General features: G+C 60.1%; 14 protein-coding genes. 5 read left to right on the top strand and 9 right to left on the bottom strand.

Annotated elements, in window-relative coordinates:
* Positions 1-53 precede the first annotated feature (53 nt).
* Positions 54-2750, bottom strand: a complete 2697-nt coding sequence (locus ADS46_RS00230) for an EAL domain-containing protein (RefSeq protein ID WP_066314680.1) — start codon at positions 2748-2750, stop codon at positions 54-56.
* A gap of 180 nt (positions 2751-2930) precedes the next feature.
* On the opposite strand from ADS46_RS00230, the gene ADS46_RS00225 reads away from it, so the two are divergent.
* Positions 2931-4460, top strand: a complete 1530-nt coding sequence (locus ADS46_RS00225) for a GGDEF domain-containing protein (RefSeq protein ID WP_066314679.1) — start codon at positions 2931-2933, stop codon at positions 4458-4460.
* Positions 4461-4475: 15 nt separating this feature from the next.
* Here the strand turns inward: ADS46_RS00225 and ADS46_RS00220 are convergent, their stop codons facing one another.
* Genes ADS46_RS00220 through ADS46_RS00210 form a run of 3 tightly spaced genes read right to left on the bottom strand, consistent with a single transcriptional unit; the run spans position 4476 to position 7403 of the window.
* Positions 4476-5780 (bottom strand): TRAP transporter large permease, encoded by a 1305-nt coding sequence (locus tag ADS46_RS00220; protein ID WP_066314678.1) that lies wholly within the window; start codon positions 5778-5780, stop codon positions 4476-4478.
* Between the two features lie 19 nt (positions 5781-5799).
* Positions 5800-6363, bottom strand: a complete 564-nt coding sequence (locus ADS46_RS00215) for a TRAP transporter small permease (RefSeq protein WP_066315112.1) — start codon at positions 6361-6363, stop codon at positions 5800-5802.
* Between the two features lie 56 nt (positions 6364-6419).
* Positions 6420-7403 (bottom strand): TRAP transporter substrate-binding protein, encoded by a 984-nt coding sequence (locus ADS46_RS00210; RefSeq protein ID WP_066314677.1) that lies wholly within the window; start codon positions 7401-7403, stop codon positions 6420-6422.
* 324 nt (positions 7404-7727) lie between these two features.
* Here ADS46_RS00210 and ADS46_RS00205 point away from each other — a divergent pair, with 324 nt between their 5' ends.
* From ADS46_RS00205 to ADS46_RS00195, 3 genes are read left to right on the top strand one after another with little or no spacing between them, the layout of a single operon-like run.
* Complete coding sequence (locus ADS46_RS00205; RefSeq protein ID WP_066314676.1) at positions 7728-8480, top strand: 5-oxoprolinase subunit PxpA; 753 nt, start codon at positions 7728-7730, stop codon at positions 8478-8480.
* Positions 8477-9181, top strand: a complete 705-nt coding sequence (gene pxpB, locus ADS46_RS00200) for a 5-oxoprolinase subunit PxpB (protein ID WP_066314675.1) — start codon at positions 8477-8479, stop codon at positions 9179-9181. Before ADS46_RS00205 ends, pxpB begins: the two co-directional genes overlap by 4 nt.
* Complete coding sequence (locus ADS46_RS00195) at positions 9178-10113, top strand: biotin-dependent carboxyltransferase family protein (RefSeq protein WP_066314670.1); 936 nt, start codon at positions 9178-9180, stop codon at positions 10111-10113. The genes pxpB and ADS46_RS00195 overlap by 4 nt, the downstream gene beginning before the upstream one ends.
* Here the strand turns inward: ADS46_RS00195 and hmpA are convergent.
* Positions 10110-11279, bottom strand: a complete 1170-nt coding sequence (hmpA, locus tag ADS46_RS00190) for an NO-inducible flavohemoprotein (RefSeq protein WP_066314667.1) — start codon at positions 11277-11279, stop codon at positions 10110-10112. The two genes, ADS46_RS00195 and hmpA, sit on opposite strands and share 4 nt — an antisense overlap.
* A gap of 208 nt (positions 11280-11487) precedes the next feature.
* Between hmpA and ADS46_RS00185 the strand changes: the two genes are divergently transcribed.
* On the top strand, positions 11488-11940 hold the full coding sequence (locus ADS46_RS00185) for an Rrf2 family transcriptional regulator (RefSeq protein WP_066314666.1): 453 nt from the start codon (positions 11488-11490) through the stop codon (positions 11938-11940).
* 78 nt (positions 11941-12018) lie between these two features.
* Here ADS46_RS00185 and katG read toward each other — a convergent pair whose 3' ends face one another.
* The 4 genes from katG to ADS46_RS00165 all read right to left on the bottom strand — a co-directional run bounded on the left by katG (position 12019) and on the right by ADS46_RS00165 (position 18754).
* The gene (gene katG / locus ADS46_RS00180) at positions 12019-14169 is read right to left on the bottom strand and encodes a catalase/peroxidase HPI (RefSeq protein WP_066314664.1); all 2151 of its coding nucleotides are present in this window, start codon (positions 14167-14169) and stop codon (positions 12019-12021) included.
* Between the two features lie 208 nt (positions 14170-14377).
* Positions 14378-15388, bottom strand: a complete 1011-nt coding sequence (locus ADS46_RS00175) for an aldo/keto reductase (RefSeq protein WP_066314663.1) — start codon at positions 15386-15388, stop codon at positions 14378-14380.
* A 30-nt stretch (positions 15389-15418) separates the two neighbouring features.
* Complete coding sequence (locus tag ADS46_RS00170) at positions 15419-17185, bottom strand: ABC transporter transmembrane domain-containing protein (RefSeq protein ID WP_066315109.1); 1767 nt, start codon at positions 17183-17185, stop codon at positions 15419-15421.
* A 126-nt stretch (positions 17186-17311) separates the two neighbouring features.
* Positions 17312-18754, bottom strand: coding sequence for an NAD(P)(+) transhydrogenase (Re/Si-specific) subunit beta (locus tag ADS46_RS00165; RefSeq protein ID WP_066314661.1), 1443 nt, complete (start codon positions 18752-18754; stop codon positions 17312-17314).
* Positions 18755-18761 lie beyond the last annotated feature (7 nt).

The following is an 18761-nucleotide window of genomic DNA, read 5'->3' as shown; positions in this document are numbered from 1 at the left end:
GGCGCGTAGGGTATGCCAACGATGATGACAGGGCGATGACGCGGGTTAATAAGCTAAGGTTTTAACCACGCCGCCGCGAACTCATCGGCCGGTTTGGGCCGACCAAACAAAAACCCTTGCGCTTCAAGGCACCCCATTTCGGCGAGCAGCTCGGCCTGCGCCTGATGCTCGACCCCTTCCGCCAGGGTTTTCATTCCCAGGGCATCGGCCATCGCGATGATGGTTTTCACAATGGCGCGATCATGCTGATTGTCGAGCATATCGCGTACAAAGGAGATATCGATTTTCAGCGCATCGGCGGCAAAGCGCCTGAGATAGGAAAGCGATGAATACCCGGTGCCAAAATCATCGATAAACAGCACATACCCAGCGTCGCGCATTCTCTGGGTAATCTCGACCGCCTGATCGGGGTCGCGCATGAAGTCGCTTTCGGTAAGTTCCAGGGCCAATGCCGACGCGGGCACGCCCTGTGTCAGTTCAGCAATATGCTGAGCCAACTCAGGATCGGCAAACTGTTGCGCGGCGATATTAATCGACAAGCGCCCTGGCAGTGCTGCCATGCCTTGTGATTGCCATTCAAGAAGCTGCCTGGCAGCCTCCACCAGCACCCAATCACCCAGCGCACGAATCAGCCCGCGCTCCTCCGCCAGGGGGATAAATTCCCCCGGGCTGATCCAGCCCCAGTCAGGCTCGTACCAGCGACACAAGGCCTCAGCACCCGCCAGTTGGCCGGTCTTCAGATCGACCTGGGGTTGGAAATAAAGCGCCAGGCGATTTTCCATCAGAGCTTGGTGGAGCCGCTCGGTCATTTTCTGACGGCGGCGTTGTTGACGCATCATGTCGTAGCTGAACGGGCAGACGCTGCCATCACGCTTGGCGTGGTGCAAGGCAATACTGGCCGCCTTGAACAGTTCGCTCGCCACCGTCGCATCCGCAGGGTAACGGGAGAAACCCACACTCACTTCCAGATTGAACGCGTTATGACCCAGCCGAATGGTTTCAGCAACCACCTGGCGGAGGTTGTCCAGCGTTTCGGCCAATTCGGCCTCATCAGGGTTATCCATCAGTATCGCGAATTCATCGCCGGATAACCGCGCCAGGGTACTGCTGTCAGGTATGGCATCCTGCAGGCGCCCTGCGATCGTCGCCAACAGCTGGTCGCCGACCTGATGGCCATGGGTGTCGTTGACTTCCTTGAAACGACGGATATCGAGCAGAATCAGGCTGAGTGACTGCTGGTGGCTGGCCGCTTCGCGCAGCATCCGGGTTTGAACCTCCAGGAAGCGAACACGGTTAGCAAGCCCCGTGGTGCCATCCGTATACGCCAGCTGGTGCATACGGCGCTGATCGCGGCGGCGCTCCAGTTCCGCCGCAGCGCCGGTCGACAAAATGCGTAGCACTGAGGTCGCGAAGGCGTTGGTGGTAAGCGGCTCACGATAGAACACCATCATCACGCCAATGGCTTCACCGTGGGCATTATCGAGACGTCGGCCTATCCAGGCCTGGGCCTGTATGGCATTTCCGGGTATCGGCGTGTAGTCGCCACTATGCGAAACGGCCTCGCGTTCAATGACCACCCGTTCGCAGGGTGAATCACTCAACACGAAGGTTTGATTATTCAGGGGCGTACCGTCTGCGACAAGACTTACCGTTGTGACGGTGCCCGCAGAGCGATAACGGTCACCCGCCTCATGGGGTGACCGATTGAGCAGCGCGATAAAGCCGCCGTCAGCCTCAAGCAATTCCACCAGTGTGCTGATCAACTGCTGAAAGTAATCGTCGCCCACGTGTGACGTGACCGTTGAAGCCACCTGCATTACCGCCTGCTGAACGCGCTGGGCTTCCTGGTTATCGGTCACATCTGTGATAAACCCTTCCAGGCAGACAACCTTGCCCGCCTCATCCAGCACCGCTTGTCCTTGCTCCCACATCCAACGGACTCGGCCATCGCGATGATGCAGGCGATAAACCACCTGGTAAGGGCGTCTGTCGCGAATGGCTGCCTGCACCTCGTCAAACATTTGCGATGCATCTTGGTCATTGATCAATTCAGCAAAGCTGATGAGGTGGTTGCCCACCAGTTCGTGGGGCTGATAACCGGTTAGCTCTTGCGCACCCTGGCTGACCAGTTCCATGGTCCAGTGCTCATCGTTAAGGCAGCGGTAGGCCATTCCCGGCAGATGATTGAGCAGCGTATCCAGACGCCGCTCGCTTTCCCTTGCAACCGCCTCGCTGGCCTTGAGCGCCTCCTCCGCCTGCTGGCGTCCAAGCTCGGCACCGGCTTGCGCCGCCGCAATCCGCAGCACCTCCCTGGCGAGATCATCCAGCGCCATGGGAGCGTTTTTTAACAGCGCCAGTAGCCCGATCGTTCTGCCGTCCGCTGCCAACAGCGGCAGACCCATGTAACTATCGGCCCCCAGCTCCGCCAGCAGATGATCATCAGGAAAGCGCTGTTGCACATCGCAGGGGTATAAGCATGGGTCGCGCCCCACGACGGTTTCACAGGGCGTGCCGGCCAATGGGTAGGCGACATTGGGCATATGCACCCCATTGGACCAAACCGCCAGGGTTTCGACGACACTGCCCTCAGTGTCATTTTCGGTATTAACGCGGGCTACCAATGCATGATCCACGCCCAGCAAGGTGGCCAGTCGCTCCACTAGCGCTGGGTAAAACTGAGGGGTCCCTGTTTGTCCCATCCCTTCAGCCAACTGCCGAAAAATATCGGCCGCTTCAATCCCCGTCTGCATTGGTTGTCTCGCTGCTCAGTTTGAACCAGCTTATAGTGAACCGCCTTGACGGTGAAGCCCTGACACTAAACGCTTGGCTAATATAGATTGTGACCGCCGAAGGTATTAGCTTGCTTTCCCACAATATAAGATGAAAAAAAGCAATTGGCCCTTTAAGCTAGCGTGAGAAAAGGAGCCGATATGACGGGCATCATTAATAGCGACAACACACATCATCTCGCCATACCGGCCCTGCCGGGTTTTCTGCAGAGCGACCTAGACCAATGCGCCAGGCTGCCATCGCTGCCCACGGTGGCGATTCGCGTCCTGGAAGTTGCAGGCTACCCCGATGCGACCCTGAATGATTATGCCAATGCCATCGAGCAGGATCCGGCGCTGACCTTGCGGTTGATTTCGTTGGCCAATAGCGCTTTTTATGCCCGCCAACAAACAGAAACGCATTCATGTCGGGAAGCCACATCGCGACTCGGGTTGGACGCCACGCTGGCCGCGGTGCTGAGTTTTAGCTTATGGCGTGACCGCCAGTCAGGTGACCTGATTCAGCGTATCTGGGGGCGCTCCATTGTATCGGCTCTGGCAGCCCGCTCCCTTGCAGAACAACTGTGCCCCGAGGAGGCAAGTTTTGTATTTACCGCGGCACTGCTCCAGGACATCGGCATGCTAGCGTTGCTCGCGGCTTACCCCAAAGACGCCCATGACCTGTATGCAAACACTACCTTCTCCCATGCGCAACTCAGTCGTGGCGAACACCTGCGCTTCGGCAGTGATCACTCATCGGTCGGCAGCTGGCTCGCCGCTAGATGGGGGGCACCGGTTTCGCTGGCCCAAGCCATCAGCGCCAGCCACGATGAGATCGGCACTCAGAAAGAGATGTACCTACTGTGCCTGCGTCTTTCAGGTCCTATCGCAGATACCTGGCTGTCACCCAACCCCAGCCAGGCATTGGCGACCCTATTGCGCCAGCTTAGCCCGGTGGTGACCACGCCGGCTATTTCACTGAGCGACTTGCTGAAAAACGTCCAATCTCAGCTGCCCCTTTTAACCAATCTATTCGAACTTACCGTCCCCTCCTCGCACGATACCGAGTCGTTGATCATTCAGGCGCAGCAGTTACTCTTCCAACAGACATTGGCGCTCAACGCGCGGCTGAACGCCCAACAGCAGGAACTTGATGATCTCCAGCAACGCCAGACAGAACTTGAGGAACGCAGCCGACGGGATCCGCTCACCGGCCTTGCCAATCGCGCCTGGCTGGAAGAACAGCTGCACAAACGTTTTGAATATTGCCAAACGTACGGTCAAACCATGTCAGTGGTGTTTATCGACCTGGACCATTTCAAGAAGCTCAATGACCGCTTTGGCCACCAGACCGGTGACCGCGTGCTGGAGCGCTTTGGCCGCGTACTCGGCTCGCTGGTTCGCGAGGGGGATCTAGCAGGCCGCTACGGTGGCGAAGAATTCTTGATTATCCTGCCCGATGAGTCGGCCAAGGGAGCGCAACGTTTCGCCAAGCGGATTGCCAAACGCCTTGCCGAAACGCCCATGGAAACGGTTGATGGCAAGCCACTTTTCGTATCGGTGTCCATCGGCATTGCCTGTCTTAGCGACGGCGGCTTTGGCAACGGCAGAGAACTTATCGATGCCGCCGACCAGAGCATGTACTACATCAAACGCAATGGGCGCGGCGGCATTTCCCTTTATGGTCACTAAGCGCAGGGCCCGGGGTTAGCGATTCATCGCGTAGGGCAAGTACAGCGCAATGTTCGGGAAAAGATGCAGCAAGGCAACCGCCACCAGCATCAAGAGAAAGAACGGCAGCGTTGCTTTGGTGATGGTCAGGATATCCTTCCCGGTGAGACCTTGTATCACGAAGAGGTTAAAGCCCACGGGCGGCGTGATTTGGGACATCTCGACCACAATCACCAGATAAATCCCAAACCAGATAAGGTCAAACCCGGCAGTGCTCACCAACGGCATGATGATCGAGGTGACCAGCAGAATCAACGAAATGCCGTCCAGAAAACACCCCATCACCAGCAACAGCACCGTTAGCGCCAATAGCAGCATGGTGGGCGACAGCCCCATTTCCCCAATCGCTTGCGCCAGTTTCATGGGCACCTGGGTGAAGCCCATGGCCGAGGTCAGAAACGAGGCCCCGGCAATGATGAAAGCGATCATGCACGCCGTGCGCACCGCCGCGAAAAGCGAGGATTGAAATATCTCGCGGTTGAAATGCCCATTCGAACGAGCAATCAACATCGATAGCACTACCCCGACCGCCGCCGCCTCGGTGGGCGACGCCAAGCCGCCGTAGATCGACACGATGATCCCGCCAATCAACAACAGGATGGGGATCAGCGACCAGGTATTACGCAGCTTTTCGGCAAAGCTCATTCCCGATTCGTCCTTCCCGGTCAGCCCGGCACGATTGCCCTTGAGCAGCGACCAAAGCACCAGGTAACCCATGAACATCGCCAGAATCATCAGGCCAGGGCCAATGCCCGCCATGAACAGCCGCGAGATGGATTGCTCGGTCACGACGCCATAGACGATCAGTACGATGGAGGGGGGAATCAACAACCCCAGTGTCGAGGCGCTGGCCAGGGTGCCGATCGCCATCTGCGGGTCGTAACCCCGGCGCTCAAGCTCCGGCAAGGTCATCTTGCCCACCGTGGCACAGGTGGCCGCCGACGAGCCACACACCGCCGCGAACATGCCACTGCCGATGATATTGGTGTGCAGCAAACGCCCGGGGAATCGGTTTAACCAGGGCGAAAGCCCACGAAACATATTGTCGGCCAGCCCCGAGCGAAACAGGATCTCGCCCATCCAGATAAACATCGGCAGCGCGGTGAGATCCCAACCGTAACTCGCCCCCCAGAAATCAGACGCCAGCACCGGGCCTGGTTCAAACGAGCTGAACATTGAGAGCGCTATCCAGGCGGTGCCAATCAACGCAAAGGCTATCCAAACGCCGCTGCCCAACAGCACCAGCAGGGTCAGGATGGTGACGACACTAAGTAGCAGCACAGGGCATCTCCCACCAGGTTCAGGGGTCGTTGTTTTCTTCGCTGGCCATGACCTCGCGAAAACGTGAGGGGTCCTTGACTGCCAGGCGCAACGCCATCACCAGCGCCTCGCCCAGCGCCAGGCACAGCAAGGCAACACCGGTCACCAGCACGGCCTGGGGGATCCACAGCGGAATCGACAAAAAGCCTGAGGAAACATCGTTATAGGCGATGCTTTCGCGGATCAGCGCCACCAACCCGTAGCAGAGCAGAAGACTCAGCGTCAGCGCCACTATCAAGCCAAACACCTCGAACCACACTCTGAGCGTCGAGGGAAGCCGGGTAATCAGCAAGGTTACCCGGATATGGGCGTGGTGGACGAAGGTATACGCCAAGCCGAGAAAGGTGGCACCAACCAGCAGATAAGATGCCATTTCAGAGACGCCGGTGATGCTGATGTTCAGCCGCGCGCTACCGACCATGACCAGTAGCGCATCGACCAACCGAGAAAACACCTGCGTCGCGACCAGCGCGCAAATCGCGATCATGCAAAGCGCAGCGCCCCAGGCACCCAGGCGATAAAGCTTATCGAATTTGAACATCATCGGTTTGGCCTCTTGCGCGCAAAGCGGCACAGCATCTGCGCCGCTAAGACGGGTCATCAATCCTCAAGCTGATCACGGTAAGCCTGCAGCGCTTCCTTGGCCTGGTCATCAGCCCGGGATTCCCAATCGGCAAACAGCTCATCACCCGCTTGTTGCAGCGCCTCGCCCACTTCCTCGTTGGGCTCGGAAACGGTGATGCCGTTTTCTTTGAGTATCGCCAGGCTTTCCTGGTTATCTTCACGGCTCATTTCCCAGCCGCGCTCTTCGGCTTTCTCGGCCGCTGCCATCAAGGCGTCCTGGGTGTCTTCGTCCAGCTGGTCAAAGCTGCGCTGATTGATAAAGACGATATTCTTGGGCAGCCAGAGGTTGGCATCGGTGTAATGCGAGACGTAATCCCAGGCCGCCATCGAATTGCCCGTGGAACTCGAGGTGATCATGGCATCCACGCGGCCGGTGCTGAACGCCGTGGGAATATCGGACTCTTCCGTTTCCGTCGGGCTGCCGCCCAGGTTTTCGATAAACCGCTGGGTATTGATATTGGGCGCCCGCACGCGCAAGCCGTCAAACTGATCCGGGTCAGTCAGCTCTTCAGCGGTGTAAATACCCTGAGCAGGCCAGGGTACCGCGTAAAGCGGGATCAGGCCTTCTTCCTCAAAGAGGTCACTGATGATTGGCTTGGTGGCTTCCCAAAGCGCATAGGCCTCTTCATAGCCTCCGGCCACACCGGGCAGTGTATCCACCTCGAAAATCGGGTTTTCATTGGAGAGTACCGAGAGGAATATCTCCCCCGCGGCAATGGTGCCACGGCGTACCGACGGCTTGATCTCGCCGTGGGACACAAGTGCACCACCGCTTTGCACGTTGATGGTCAGGTCCCCATCCGTTGCCTCGGCAACGTCTTCGGCAAACTGCTTGGTGTTTTGAGTATGAAAACTGGCATCGCCATATGGCGTCGCCATGGTCCACTCGGCGGCCTGAGCGGTCGCGGCGATGCTACATGCCGTGACCAGAAGCAGTGGCGTTGCAATGCGGGTACGCATGATAAAGCCCTCGTATTGATAGGTTATTACCGTTTGGTGTTACTGCACGCTTGACGTAGGCGGTGCTTTTCATCACCTTCAAGTCTTTAGCCTAGTGTCGTTGATAATCTTATGAGACTTCTTCGTCAACCTTTTTTCCACGAAATAACAGCACGATAGGTAGCGTCCGTCAGCAAAAAGCTTGGCAGTGCCGCCAACGACTTCATATATTGAATAAACGCTTGATCACGTTTTTGTAATAACCATGGTTCTGTGATGAACATGGTTCTTTGATGAATATAGATCTTTGACGACCACAGCTCTTTGATAACTACAGGAGGCCATATGCCCCTCCCGCTTCTCAACTGCGACATGGGTGAAAGCTTTGGCAACTGGTCGCTTGGCCTGGACGACGAAGTGATGCCCTTTGTTGACTGCGCCAATATTGCCTGCGGCTATCATGCCTCCGACCCCCACGTGATGCGCCGCACGGTCAAACTCGCGGCTCGCTACGGTGTGCGCATTGGCGCGCACCCTGGCTACCCTGACCTGATGGGCTTTGGTCGCCGCTCCATGGCCTGCTCGCCCAGCGAGGCCGAGGATATGGTGCTCTACCAGATTGGCGCCCTGGCGGGTATCTGCCAGGCGGAGGGCACCCAGTTGAGCTACATCAAACCTCACGGCGCGCTTTACAACGATATGGCGGCCAACCCTGAACTGCTTGAAGGCGTGATGCGCGCGGTGCATGCCTATGATCCCGGCCTGCCGCTCATGATCATGGCCACTGCCAACCCCGAACCGCACCGCGAGTTAGCCGCCAAGCTGAGGGTTACCCTGTGGTTCGAGACCTTTGCTGACCGGGCCTATGAAGCCAACGGCCATCTGGCCTCGCGGCGACTGCCCGATGCGGTCCACCATGACCAGGCCACGATCGTCGACCAGGCCGTCATGCTGGCCAAAGGCGAACCCCTCACCGCCCGCGACGGCACCTCGCTGTCGTTACCCTGCGATACGCTTTGCGTTCACGGCGACAACCCCGAGTCTGTCGCCGCCGTGCGCGCCATCCGCGATGCATTTAATAACCTGGAGGCAGCGTGAAGCTGCGTATCGAAACCGCCGGGATGGAAGCCTTGATGGTACGCCTTTTCGATACCATCGACGTCACCAACATGGCCTGGATTCTGGCGGCTGACCAGGCGCTGCGCGATGCTTTCGGCGAGGCGCTGGTCGATTTGCTGCCGTCCTACACCACGCTGTTGCTGCATTATGATTGCCGAACGCTCAGCCACCTCGACGCCAAGACACGCGTTCAGGATGCCCTGACGGGCCTGACGCCCGCCGATACCCAGCAAGGCCAGCACCATGAGATCCCCGTCTGGTACGACGAGAGCGTCGGGCCGGATCTTGAGCGGGTGGCCAAGCGCGCGGGCATCAGCGTTGACGAACTGATCAATCAGCATTGCCAAGACGAGTACTGCGTGTTCGCGCTGGGCTTTGCGCCGGGGTACGGCTTCATGGGCCTGGTGGATGACACCATTGCCACGCCGCGCCTGACCACTCCCAGGCGTCACGTGGCCGCCGGTAGCGTCGGCATCGCCGACCGCCAAACGGCCATTTACCCACTGCCCTCACCCGGCGGGTGGAACGTGCTGGGCCGCACGGCGGTGCCGCTATTCGAGCACGCCAAACGCGGCGAACCGCTATTGCGCCCAGGCGACAGCGTACGCTTCCGGTCGATTTCCCGCGCCGAGTTTGAGGCCCAGGGTGGCGATACCACGCCAATGGAGGAACGCTCGTGAGCCAGGCAGCATTAGTGGTAAAACAGGCAGGGCCGCTGGCGTTGGTTCAGGACGCAGGGCGCTTTGGCGTGGGCCATCTGGGCGTCACCCAAGGCGGGGCCGCCGACTGGATCGCATTTCATTGGGCCAACTGGCTGCTGGGCAATCCGCTCAACAGCGCTGCGCTGGAAATCGTCATGGGGGGTGGCCTGACACTGGAAGCCGAGGGCGAGGTAACCTTGGCGCTGACCGGCGCCGACCTGGCTGCCACCCTTGATGGCGAACCGCTCGCACCCAACACGAGCGTCACCCTGCGCTCTGGGCAGCAGTTGGTCTTTCAGCAGCCACGCCAGGGGTTACGCGCTTACCTCGCCTTCCCCGGCGGCCTGGACGCGCCCGAGGTGCTGGGCAGCCGTTCGTGCACGGTTCGCGAGCAATTAGGCGGCCTGCGGGAGAACGGCCAGCCACTCAAGGCGGGCGAGCGCCTGACGTGGCGGGGAAGCTCTCAACCACCACGCACGCTGCCTGAAAACCTGACCCCGCGCATGCCAACGTCCGGCTGCCGCTTGCCCATCGTGCTTGGCTCCCAGGTTGCCAGCTTTTCCGGCAACAGCCTGTATCAGGCATTTAATATGCCCTGGCAGGTCGATAACCGCGCCGACCGCATGGGCGTTCGCCTGACCGGGCCGGTGCTTGGCGGCACCTTGAAGGGCATCGTTTCGGAGGGGATACCGCTGGGGGCGGTACAGGTGCCCCCAGATGGTCAGCCCATTGTGCTGATGCACGACCGCCAGACCATTGGCGGCTACCCGCGCCTGGGAGCGTTGACGCCATCCGCCTGCGCCACGCTTGCCCAGTGCCTGCCGGGCACCCAGGTATGGCTGACGCCGGTCAGCGCCAGCCACGCCCAGGCCGATTACCGTCGGCAGTTCGCCTGCTGGACCTCCGATTAGGCCGCGTTAAGCGGCATGGCGGGACCGAAGTGCTCATAGTGGCGATGCGAATCCGCCACGCCCAGTTGCTTCAGCGCCTGCTCAACAGCTTCCATCATGCCGTGGGGGCCGACAAAGTAGCAGTGCGCGCCTTCGGGTAAATAATCAGCCAGCAGCGCCTGGTGAAGACGCCCTTGATGGTCGCCTTCGTCGCCTTGCTCAAACACAGTCACCAGCGTGAACTGTGCCGGATAGGCCTTTTCAAGCGCGCGTAGCTCATCGGCAAAGGCCCAATATTCAGGGGTTTGTGCGGCGTGCAGATAGACCACCCGGCGGCCCTGGCCAAGTGCCTGTTTGGCGATCGGCAGCAGCGGGGTCTGCCCCACACCGCCGCTGATCAGCATCAGCGGGGCGTCACCGGGTACCAGCGTCATCTCACCCGCCGGGGGTAGCAACTCGACCACCCCGCCATTGGCCAGTTGGTCGTGGAAATACCGGCTGACGCGACCGTCGTTCTCGCGCTTGATGGACACCCGATAAGCACGACCATTGGGCGTTGCCGACAGGCTGTAGTGGCGGTGCACCGGCTCGCCGTCGATGGTCACCTTGACGCCGATATATTGCCCAGGCGCATGTGCCGCGACGGGGCCACCGTCCTCGGGTTCGAGAATAAAGGAGCGAATCACCGCGCTTTCCTGCTGGCTATCCGCCACACGGAAACGCCGCGTACCGCGCCAGCCGCCGACACGCTGCTCGAATTCCTGGTAGCGGTTTTCTTCCAGCTCGATCAATAGATCGGCAAGCTCCTGGTAGAGCGCTCCCCAGGCATCGGCAATCTCGGGGGTAACGGCATCGCCCAGCACCTCGCCAATCGCCATCATCAGGCACTCGCCCACAATCGGATACTGTTCGGGCAAAATGCCCAGCGATACGTGTTTGTTGACCACCGTTTCGAGCGTTTGACGTGCCTTGGCCGGGTCTTGACGCAACCCCACATAGGCCAACACCGCGCCTGCCAAGGCCCGGGGCTGGGCGCCGTTCTGCTGGTGAACCTGATTGAAAAGCGGCTTCACGCTGGGGTAGCGCTCGAACATCAGCGGATAAAAACGCTGAGTGATGGTATTCAAGTGTTCCGCCACGACGGGCGCGGTGGCGGCAATTAACGCTTCTTGATCTTGAGTTAGCATGGTGAGCCTCGCGGATTGGATGGTACGACGTGTTTTTTATTAAAGTAGTATCTATAATACATCTTTAAGAACGGCCGCCAATCCACAGCGACAATCTGCCACATCGCGGGACTCACCAGCGTTTCAGTACGTTCTGGGCGCGCTTCGCCTTGGCCCCGATTCACCGTACAATGGTGGTTTGAGCCATTCGACCTGCCGCGGACCGCTTATGCACCTGACCAGCTTTACCGATTATTCCATTCGCGTGCTGCTCTATCTGGCGGTAAAAGGCGAGGAGCGCGCAACGATCGACGAGATCGCCTCGACGTATAACGTATCGCGCCATCATGTGATGAAGATCGTCCAGGAGCTCAACCAGAAAGGGTACCTCACCGCCATACGCGGCAAGCACGGCGGCCTGTGGCTGAAGCGCGACCCGGCCACCATCAAACTCGGTGCCCTGGTGCGCGATACCGAGTCTGAATTTGGCCTGGTGGAGTGCTTCCGCGATAAAAACGCCTGCGTGATCACACCCGCCTGCCGCCTGCCACCTGTGCTCAACGAGGCGCTGGAGGCGTTTTTTGCCGTGCTCGATCGCTACACCCTGGCAGATCTGCTGGAGGAGCGTTTGCCGCAGCTGCGCCAGCTACTGCGCATCCCAGCGCTGAACGTGGCGACCTAGAACGCAGAAAAGAGCAGGTTCTAGCGGCAAAAAAAAGGCGCTGCCCCAGGGGCAGCGCCTTTTCGATGGCGGCGTCGCTTAAACGTCGAAGCGATCCGCGTTCATCACTTTCGTCCAGGCGGCGATGAAGTCGTTCACAAACTTCTCGTCGTTATCATCCTGGGCGTAGACCTCCGCGTAGGAACGCAGCAGGGAGTTGGAGCCGAACACCAGATCGACGCGCGTGGCGGTCCACTTGACGGCATCCGTTTTGCGGTCACGGATTTCGTAAGTGTTGTTACCTGCTGACTTCCAGGCGTAACCCATGTCGGTCAGGTTAACGAAGAAGTCATTGGTCAACTGGCCTTCACGGTCGGTGAATACGCCATGCTTGGTGCCACCGAAGTTGGTGCCCAGGACACGCATACCTCCGAGCAGAACCGTTAATTCCGGCCCGGTCAGGCCCATCAACTGGGCGCGGTCGAGGAGCATTTCTTCCGGCTTGACCACGTAATCCTTCTTCTGCCAGTTACGGAAACCATCGGCCAGCGGTTCGAGCGGCGCGAAGGAATCGGCGTCCGTCATCTCGTCGGTGGCGTCGCCGCGGCCCGGCGTGAAGGGTACAAGCACCTCGTAACCCGCCGCTTTAGCCGCTTTCTCGATGCCTACGCTGCCGCCCAGCACGATCACATCGGCAATGCTGGCACCCGAGTCGGCAGAGATTTTTTCGTACACTGACAGCACCTTGGCCAGCCGCTCGGGCTCGTTGCCCGCCCAGTCTTTCTGCGGGGCAAGCCGAATACGGGCGCCGTTGGCACCGCCGCGCATGTCAGAACCGCGATAGGTCCGTGCGCTATCCCAGGCGGTGGTGATCATGTCGCTCTGGCTGAGACCACTTTCAGCGATCTGCTTTTTGACCTTCTCGACGGAGTAGTTGGTGTTACCCGCCGGAATGGGGTCCTGCCAGATCAGGTCTTCGTCGGGTACTTCCGGGCCAATGTAGCGTGCCTTCGGCCCCAGGTCGCGGTGGGTCAGCTTGAACCACGCCTTGGCGAACGTCGTCTTGAAGTACTCCGGGTCGGCCATGAATTTTTCGCAGTACGCCCGGTAGGTCGGGTCCATCTTCATCGCCATGTCCGCATCGGTCATGATCGGGTTATGACGAATCGACGGGTCGCTGGCATCAACCGGTTTGTCTTCTTCCTTGATGTTCACCGGCTCCCACTGATTAGCGCCAGCGGGGCTCTTCCTGAGTTCCCATTCGTAGCCAAACAGCAGGTCAAAGTAACCCATGTCGAACTGGGTTGGGTTCGTCGTCCATGCGCCTTCGATACCCGAGGTGACAGCATTGCTTGCCTTGCCGTCCATGTTGGGGTTGCCCCAACCGAAGCCCTGGTTTTCGACGTCTGAAGCTTCAGGCTCGGGATCCAGCACAGAGGCATCACCATTACCGTGGCACTTGCCCACAGTGTGGCCACCGGCGGTCAGCGCCGCGGTTTCTTCGTCGTTCATCGCCATGCGGGCGAAGGTTTCGCGTATCTGCTGACCGGTCTTCAAAGGATCCGACTGGCCGTTAACGCCTTCAGGGTTAACGTAGATAAGGCCCATCTGGACGGCTGCCAGCGGGTTTTCCATGGTTTCAGGCTTGTCGACATCTTCATAGCGCTCGTCAGAAGGTGCCAACCACTCTTTCTCATCGCCCCAGTAGATGTCTTTTTCCGGTTCCCAGATATCTTTCCGGCCGAACGAGAATCCGTAGGACGGCAGCCCCATGGATTCATAGGCAACGGTGCCCGCCAGGATCATCAGATCGGCCCAGCTGATCTTGTTGCCGTATTTTTTCTTGATCGGCCACAGCAGACGACGCGCCTTATCAAGGCTGGTGTTGTCGGGCCAGGAGTTGAGCGGGGCGAAGCGCTGGCTGCCGGTACCACCGCCGCCACGACCATCGGCAATGCGGTAGGTGCCCGCGGAGTGCCATGCCATACGGATCATCAAGCCGCCGTAATGGCCCCAGTCTGCTGGCCACCATGATTGGCTATCGGTCATCAGCGCGTGAACGTCCTGCTTGAGCGCGTCAAAGTCGAGTTTTCTGACTTCTTCCCGATAGTTGAAATCAGGGCTCATCGGATTGGATTTGCGATCTTGCTGATGCAGGATCTCCAGATTGATGCCTTCTGGCCACCAATCCTTGTTGGACGTACCTGTGGAGGTGTTACCCCCGTGCATTACCGGACATTTGCCGCTCATATTGCTCTCCCCTCAATTGCTTTCGTTGCTGGTAAGTACCAGCACGACCATCGGCGGGTGCTCGCTAGCCACGTATGGCCCCGCGAACACCGCATTTTTTCCTTATACTGTTTTAAACCACTACTGCCATAGTCTCAATTTGCATTTAATCACTGATTTAATAGCTTTGACCTATAAGCAATATTGCTCACCAGCCAAGCACACTCGCCTAGTGGGTGACCGTAAACTCTTCGGTGTCGATATCGGCCTGCTGGGCCTCGCTGTAGCGCCCGCCAGCGACTTGCTCGGGCGTCAGCATCGCGCTGAGCTGCTGACAGGTGGCGGCATCCAGGTAGAGCGTCTCGGCCGAGAGGTTGTCGCGCATATGGTCCATCGAGGTGGAGCCGGGGATCGGAATGACGTCGGCGCCCTGGGCATTGACCCATGCCAGCGCCAGCTGCGCAGAGGTGACGCCCAGACGCTTGGCAAGCCGGATGACGTCATCGAGCAACTGCCGGTTATGGCTGAAGTTTTCCGCACTGAAGCGCGGCATCTGGCGGCGCATATCGCCCTCGGACAAGCGCGCCGGGTCACTGATCGCCTCGGCCAAGAACCCGCGCCCCAGCGGGCTGAACGCCACCAGGGCCGTGTTCGTCTCCCGGCAGGCCTCAAGCAGGGCAATCTCGGGATTGCGCGTCCACAGCGAGTATTCGGACTGCACGGCGGCAACGGGGTATTCCGTCACCGCACGGCGCAGTGTCGCTGCGGAAATTTCGGAAAGCCCCACCCCGCCGATCTTGCCGGCGTCCACCAGACGGCCCAGCGCCCCGACACTTTCCTCGATCGGCACCTGGCGGTCGAGGCGGTGCAGGTAATAGATATCGATGTGATCGGTTTGCAGACGTTTAAGGCTGGCCTCGCACTGGCGACGTAGCGTGTCGGGGTGCCCATCGATCACCCGCTTGTTTGTCTCGGGGTCAATCGCCATGCCGCACTTGCTGGCCAGTAGCACCTGCTCCCGCTTCCCCTTCAGCGCGCGGCCAAGCAGCGTTTCGTTGGCCGTGGCGCCGTAGAGCGTGGCGGTATCAAAGTGGCGATAGCCCATATCGAACGCTGCATCGAGGGCGCGTAACGCGTCCGGCTCGGGCACTTGCTGACCGTAGCCGTGGGAAAGGTTCATGCAGCCAAGCCCGATCGAGGGGGCGTGGACGGCACGGAGGCGTTGAAGAAAACTCGACATGGCAATTCCTGTATTGATCCCGCTACCGTTTTATAACGTTTCACCACCAAACTGCAACGCGGCCAAATGGCGATAGAGCGCACTGGTCGTTATCAGCTCGCGGTGCGTTCCCGCCGCCACCAACCGCCCGCCGTCGAGCACCAGCAGGCGATCCGCGGCAATCACTGTGGCCAGCCGGTGGGCGATGACGATACTGGTACGCCCGACCATCAGCCGGTCCAGTGCCTGCTGGACAAGGCGCTCGCTTTCTGCATCCAGCGCGCTGGTGGCTTCATCCAGCAACAGCACGGCAGGATCTTTGAGCAGCGCCCGGGCGATGGCGAGCCGCTGGCGTTGACCGCCGGAAAGCTGCACACCCCCGGGGCCGAGGGGCGTATCGAAGCCCTGCGGAAGCGCGTCGATAAACTCCAGGGCACTGGCGTCCTGGGCCGCCATACGCAGTTTTTCGCTACTTGCATCAGGATCACCATAACGAAGATTCTCGGTCACCGTACCACTGAACAGCACCGGCGCCTGCGCCACAAGCCCCATGACACGGCGCAGGGCCACCAGATCCAGGGTGCGGATATCGTAGCCATCCAGGGTGACTTGCCCCTGACTTGGATCGTAAAAACGCAGCAACAGGGCCAGCAAGGTACTTTTGCCCGCCCCCGAGGGCCCCACCACGGCGACCCGTTCGCCCGGCTGAATATGCAGGTCAACGTCAACCAGCGCCGGGGTTTCGCGGCCAGGATAGGTGAAGCTTAAGTTTTCCAGCGCAATAGCGCCCTGCGAGGGCCTGGGCAGGGCTTGCGGCTGCACGGGGGACTGGATCGTGGGTTGGGTATCGAGCAACTCCAGCAGGCGTTCCGCCGCCCCCGCCGCACGCTGCACGTCGCCCGCCACTTCGGCCAGGGTAGCAATCGCCCCTGCCGCCAGCACCGCATAGAGGATGAACGCCGAGAGCTCGCCCGGGCTCATGGTGCCGGCCAACACTGCTTGACCGCCCTGCCAGAGCATCAAGCCCACGGCGGTAAATACCACCAGCATGGCGATACCGGTCAGCCAGGCGCGCTGCTGGGTACGCTCCACGGCGCTGCCGAATGCCTGCTCCACGCGCTGGCCGTAGTGGGCTTTATCCACCGGCTCGTGGGTAAACGCTTGAAGCGTCTGGAGGCCGCTCAGGGCTTCTTCGGCATAGCGACCAAGCTCGGCGACACGGTCCTGGCTGGTACGCGACAGCCGCCTGACCCGGCGGCCGTACCACACGATGGGCAACAGCGTCGCCGGAATGCCGATCAGCACCATCGCCGACAGCCACGGCTGGGTCACCAGCATGAGCACCACGGCGCCTACCAGCATGACCAGGTTACGCAGCGCCAGCGACACCGACGAGCCGAACAGGCTTTGCAGGACGCTGGTATCCGCCGTCAGCCGTGAGGCGATCTCGCCGGCGGCGCGGCCGTCGCTGGCGCTCTCGAAAAAGCTCGGCTCCAGGGTGAGCAAATGGTCAAACACGCGCTGACGCAGGTCGGCCGCCAGCCGCTCGCCGATCCAGGTCACCTGGTAGTAGCGCAGCACGGACGCCAGCGCCAGCACCGTCACCACGGCCAGCATCAGCGCAAGCGACTGGGCCAGCGCCTGCTGATTCGCGGCCAGAAACCCGCGGTCGATCACCAGACGCAGCCCGTTGCCCAGCAGCAGAACGCTCCCCGACGCCAATAATAACGCCAGGCCCGCCAGGGCCAGCCGCACCCGATACGGGCGAAGCAGTCCCAGCAGGCGCAGCAGCACGCGGGGGTCAGGGCGTTGGTTCATGATGGCAAGTGCTCGAAAAAGAAGGCGGTCAATGACCATAGCAGGCGTATCGAGGGCCTGCACAGCGTAAAAAAGCCCGCGATGACTCGCGGGCTTCGTTCTGGATCGTTATCTGCGTGGGTCGAGCTATTCAACCAGTGGCAGCAGCGAGCTGATGCTGTCGCGGGCGTCGCCGTAGAACATGCGGCTGTTTTCCTTGAAGAACAGCGGGTTCTCGATGCCCGAGTAGCCAGTGCCCTGGCCGCGCTTGCAGATGAACACCTGCTTGGCTTCCCACACCTTCAATACCGGCATCCCGGCGATCGGGCTGTTGGGGTCTTCCTCGGCGGCCGGATTGACGATGTCGTTGGAGCCAATCACGATCACCACGTCGGTCGAGGCGAAATCATCGTTGATTTCGTCCATTTCCAGCACGATATCGTACGGCACCTTGGCCTCGGCCAGCAGCACGTTCATGTGCCCGGGCAGGCGACCCGCCACGGGGTGAATACCGAAGCGCACCTCTTTACCGGCCGCACGCAGCTTGCGCACCAGATCGCTCACCGCGGTTTGCGCCTGGGCCACCGCCATGCCGTAACCCGGCACGATAATCACGCTATCGGCGTCGTTCAGGGCACTGGCCACACCACCGGCATCGATGGCGACCTGTTCGCCTTCAATCTCGGCCGCAGGTCCCTGGCTGCCACCAAAGCCGCCCAGAATCACGCTGATGAAGTTGCGGTTCATCGCCTTGCACATGATGTACGAGAGAATGGCACCCGACGAACCGACCAGCGCGCCGGTGACAATCAGCAGGTCGTTGGAGAGGGTGAAACCAACGGCCGCGGCGGCCCAGCCGGAGTAGCTGTTGAGCATCGAGACCACCACCGGCATATCGGCGCCGCCGATGCCCATGATCAGGTGGTAACCGATAAAGAACGACAGCGCAGCGAGCACAATCAACGTCCAGAAGCCAGCGCCATTGAGGTACAGAATCGCCAGCAGCAATGAGAGCGCGGCAGCCCCGGCATTCAGCAGGTGGCCACCTGGCAGTTGGCGGGGTTTGCCATCCACCTTGCCCGCCAGCTTGCCGAACGCGATTACCGAGCCGGTGAAGGTCACCGCGCCGATAAAGATGGCGAACACCACCTCGATCTGCAGGAACATCAACTCATCGGGCGCCTTGGTCGCCACCAGCGCGGCAAAGGCGGAAAACTCCTGCATCGCGCCATCGGCGGCCTGGGCGGCCATCACACGACGGCGCTCAAGGTCTGCGCTCCAGGCCACAAACACCGCAGCCAAACCGACAAAACTATGCAGTGCGGCCACCAGCTGAGGCATTTCGGTCATCTCGACCTTTTTAGCCAGGTATACCCCGATGCCAGCACCGATGATCATCATCGGGATCAACCACCAGTAGCCACCGATACCCGGACCGAAGGCGGTGAAAAACACCGCTACCGCCATGCCGACGATGCCGTACCACACCGCTCGCTTGGCTTTTTCCTGGTTACTCAACCCCCCAAGCGAGAGGATAAACAAAACACTTGCCGCGATCGCCGCAGCAGATACGAATCCTTGACCTAACATATCGTTT

It is taken from the genome of Halomonas sp. G11, from assembly GCF_001663515.1.
GTDB lineage: Bacteria > Pseudomonadota > Gammaproteobacteria > Pseudomonadales > Halomonadaceae > Vreelandella.
Note: the sequence above shows the minus strand (reverse complement) of the source record. Positions and strands in the feature narration are given on the sequence as shown.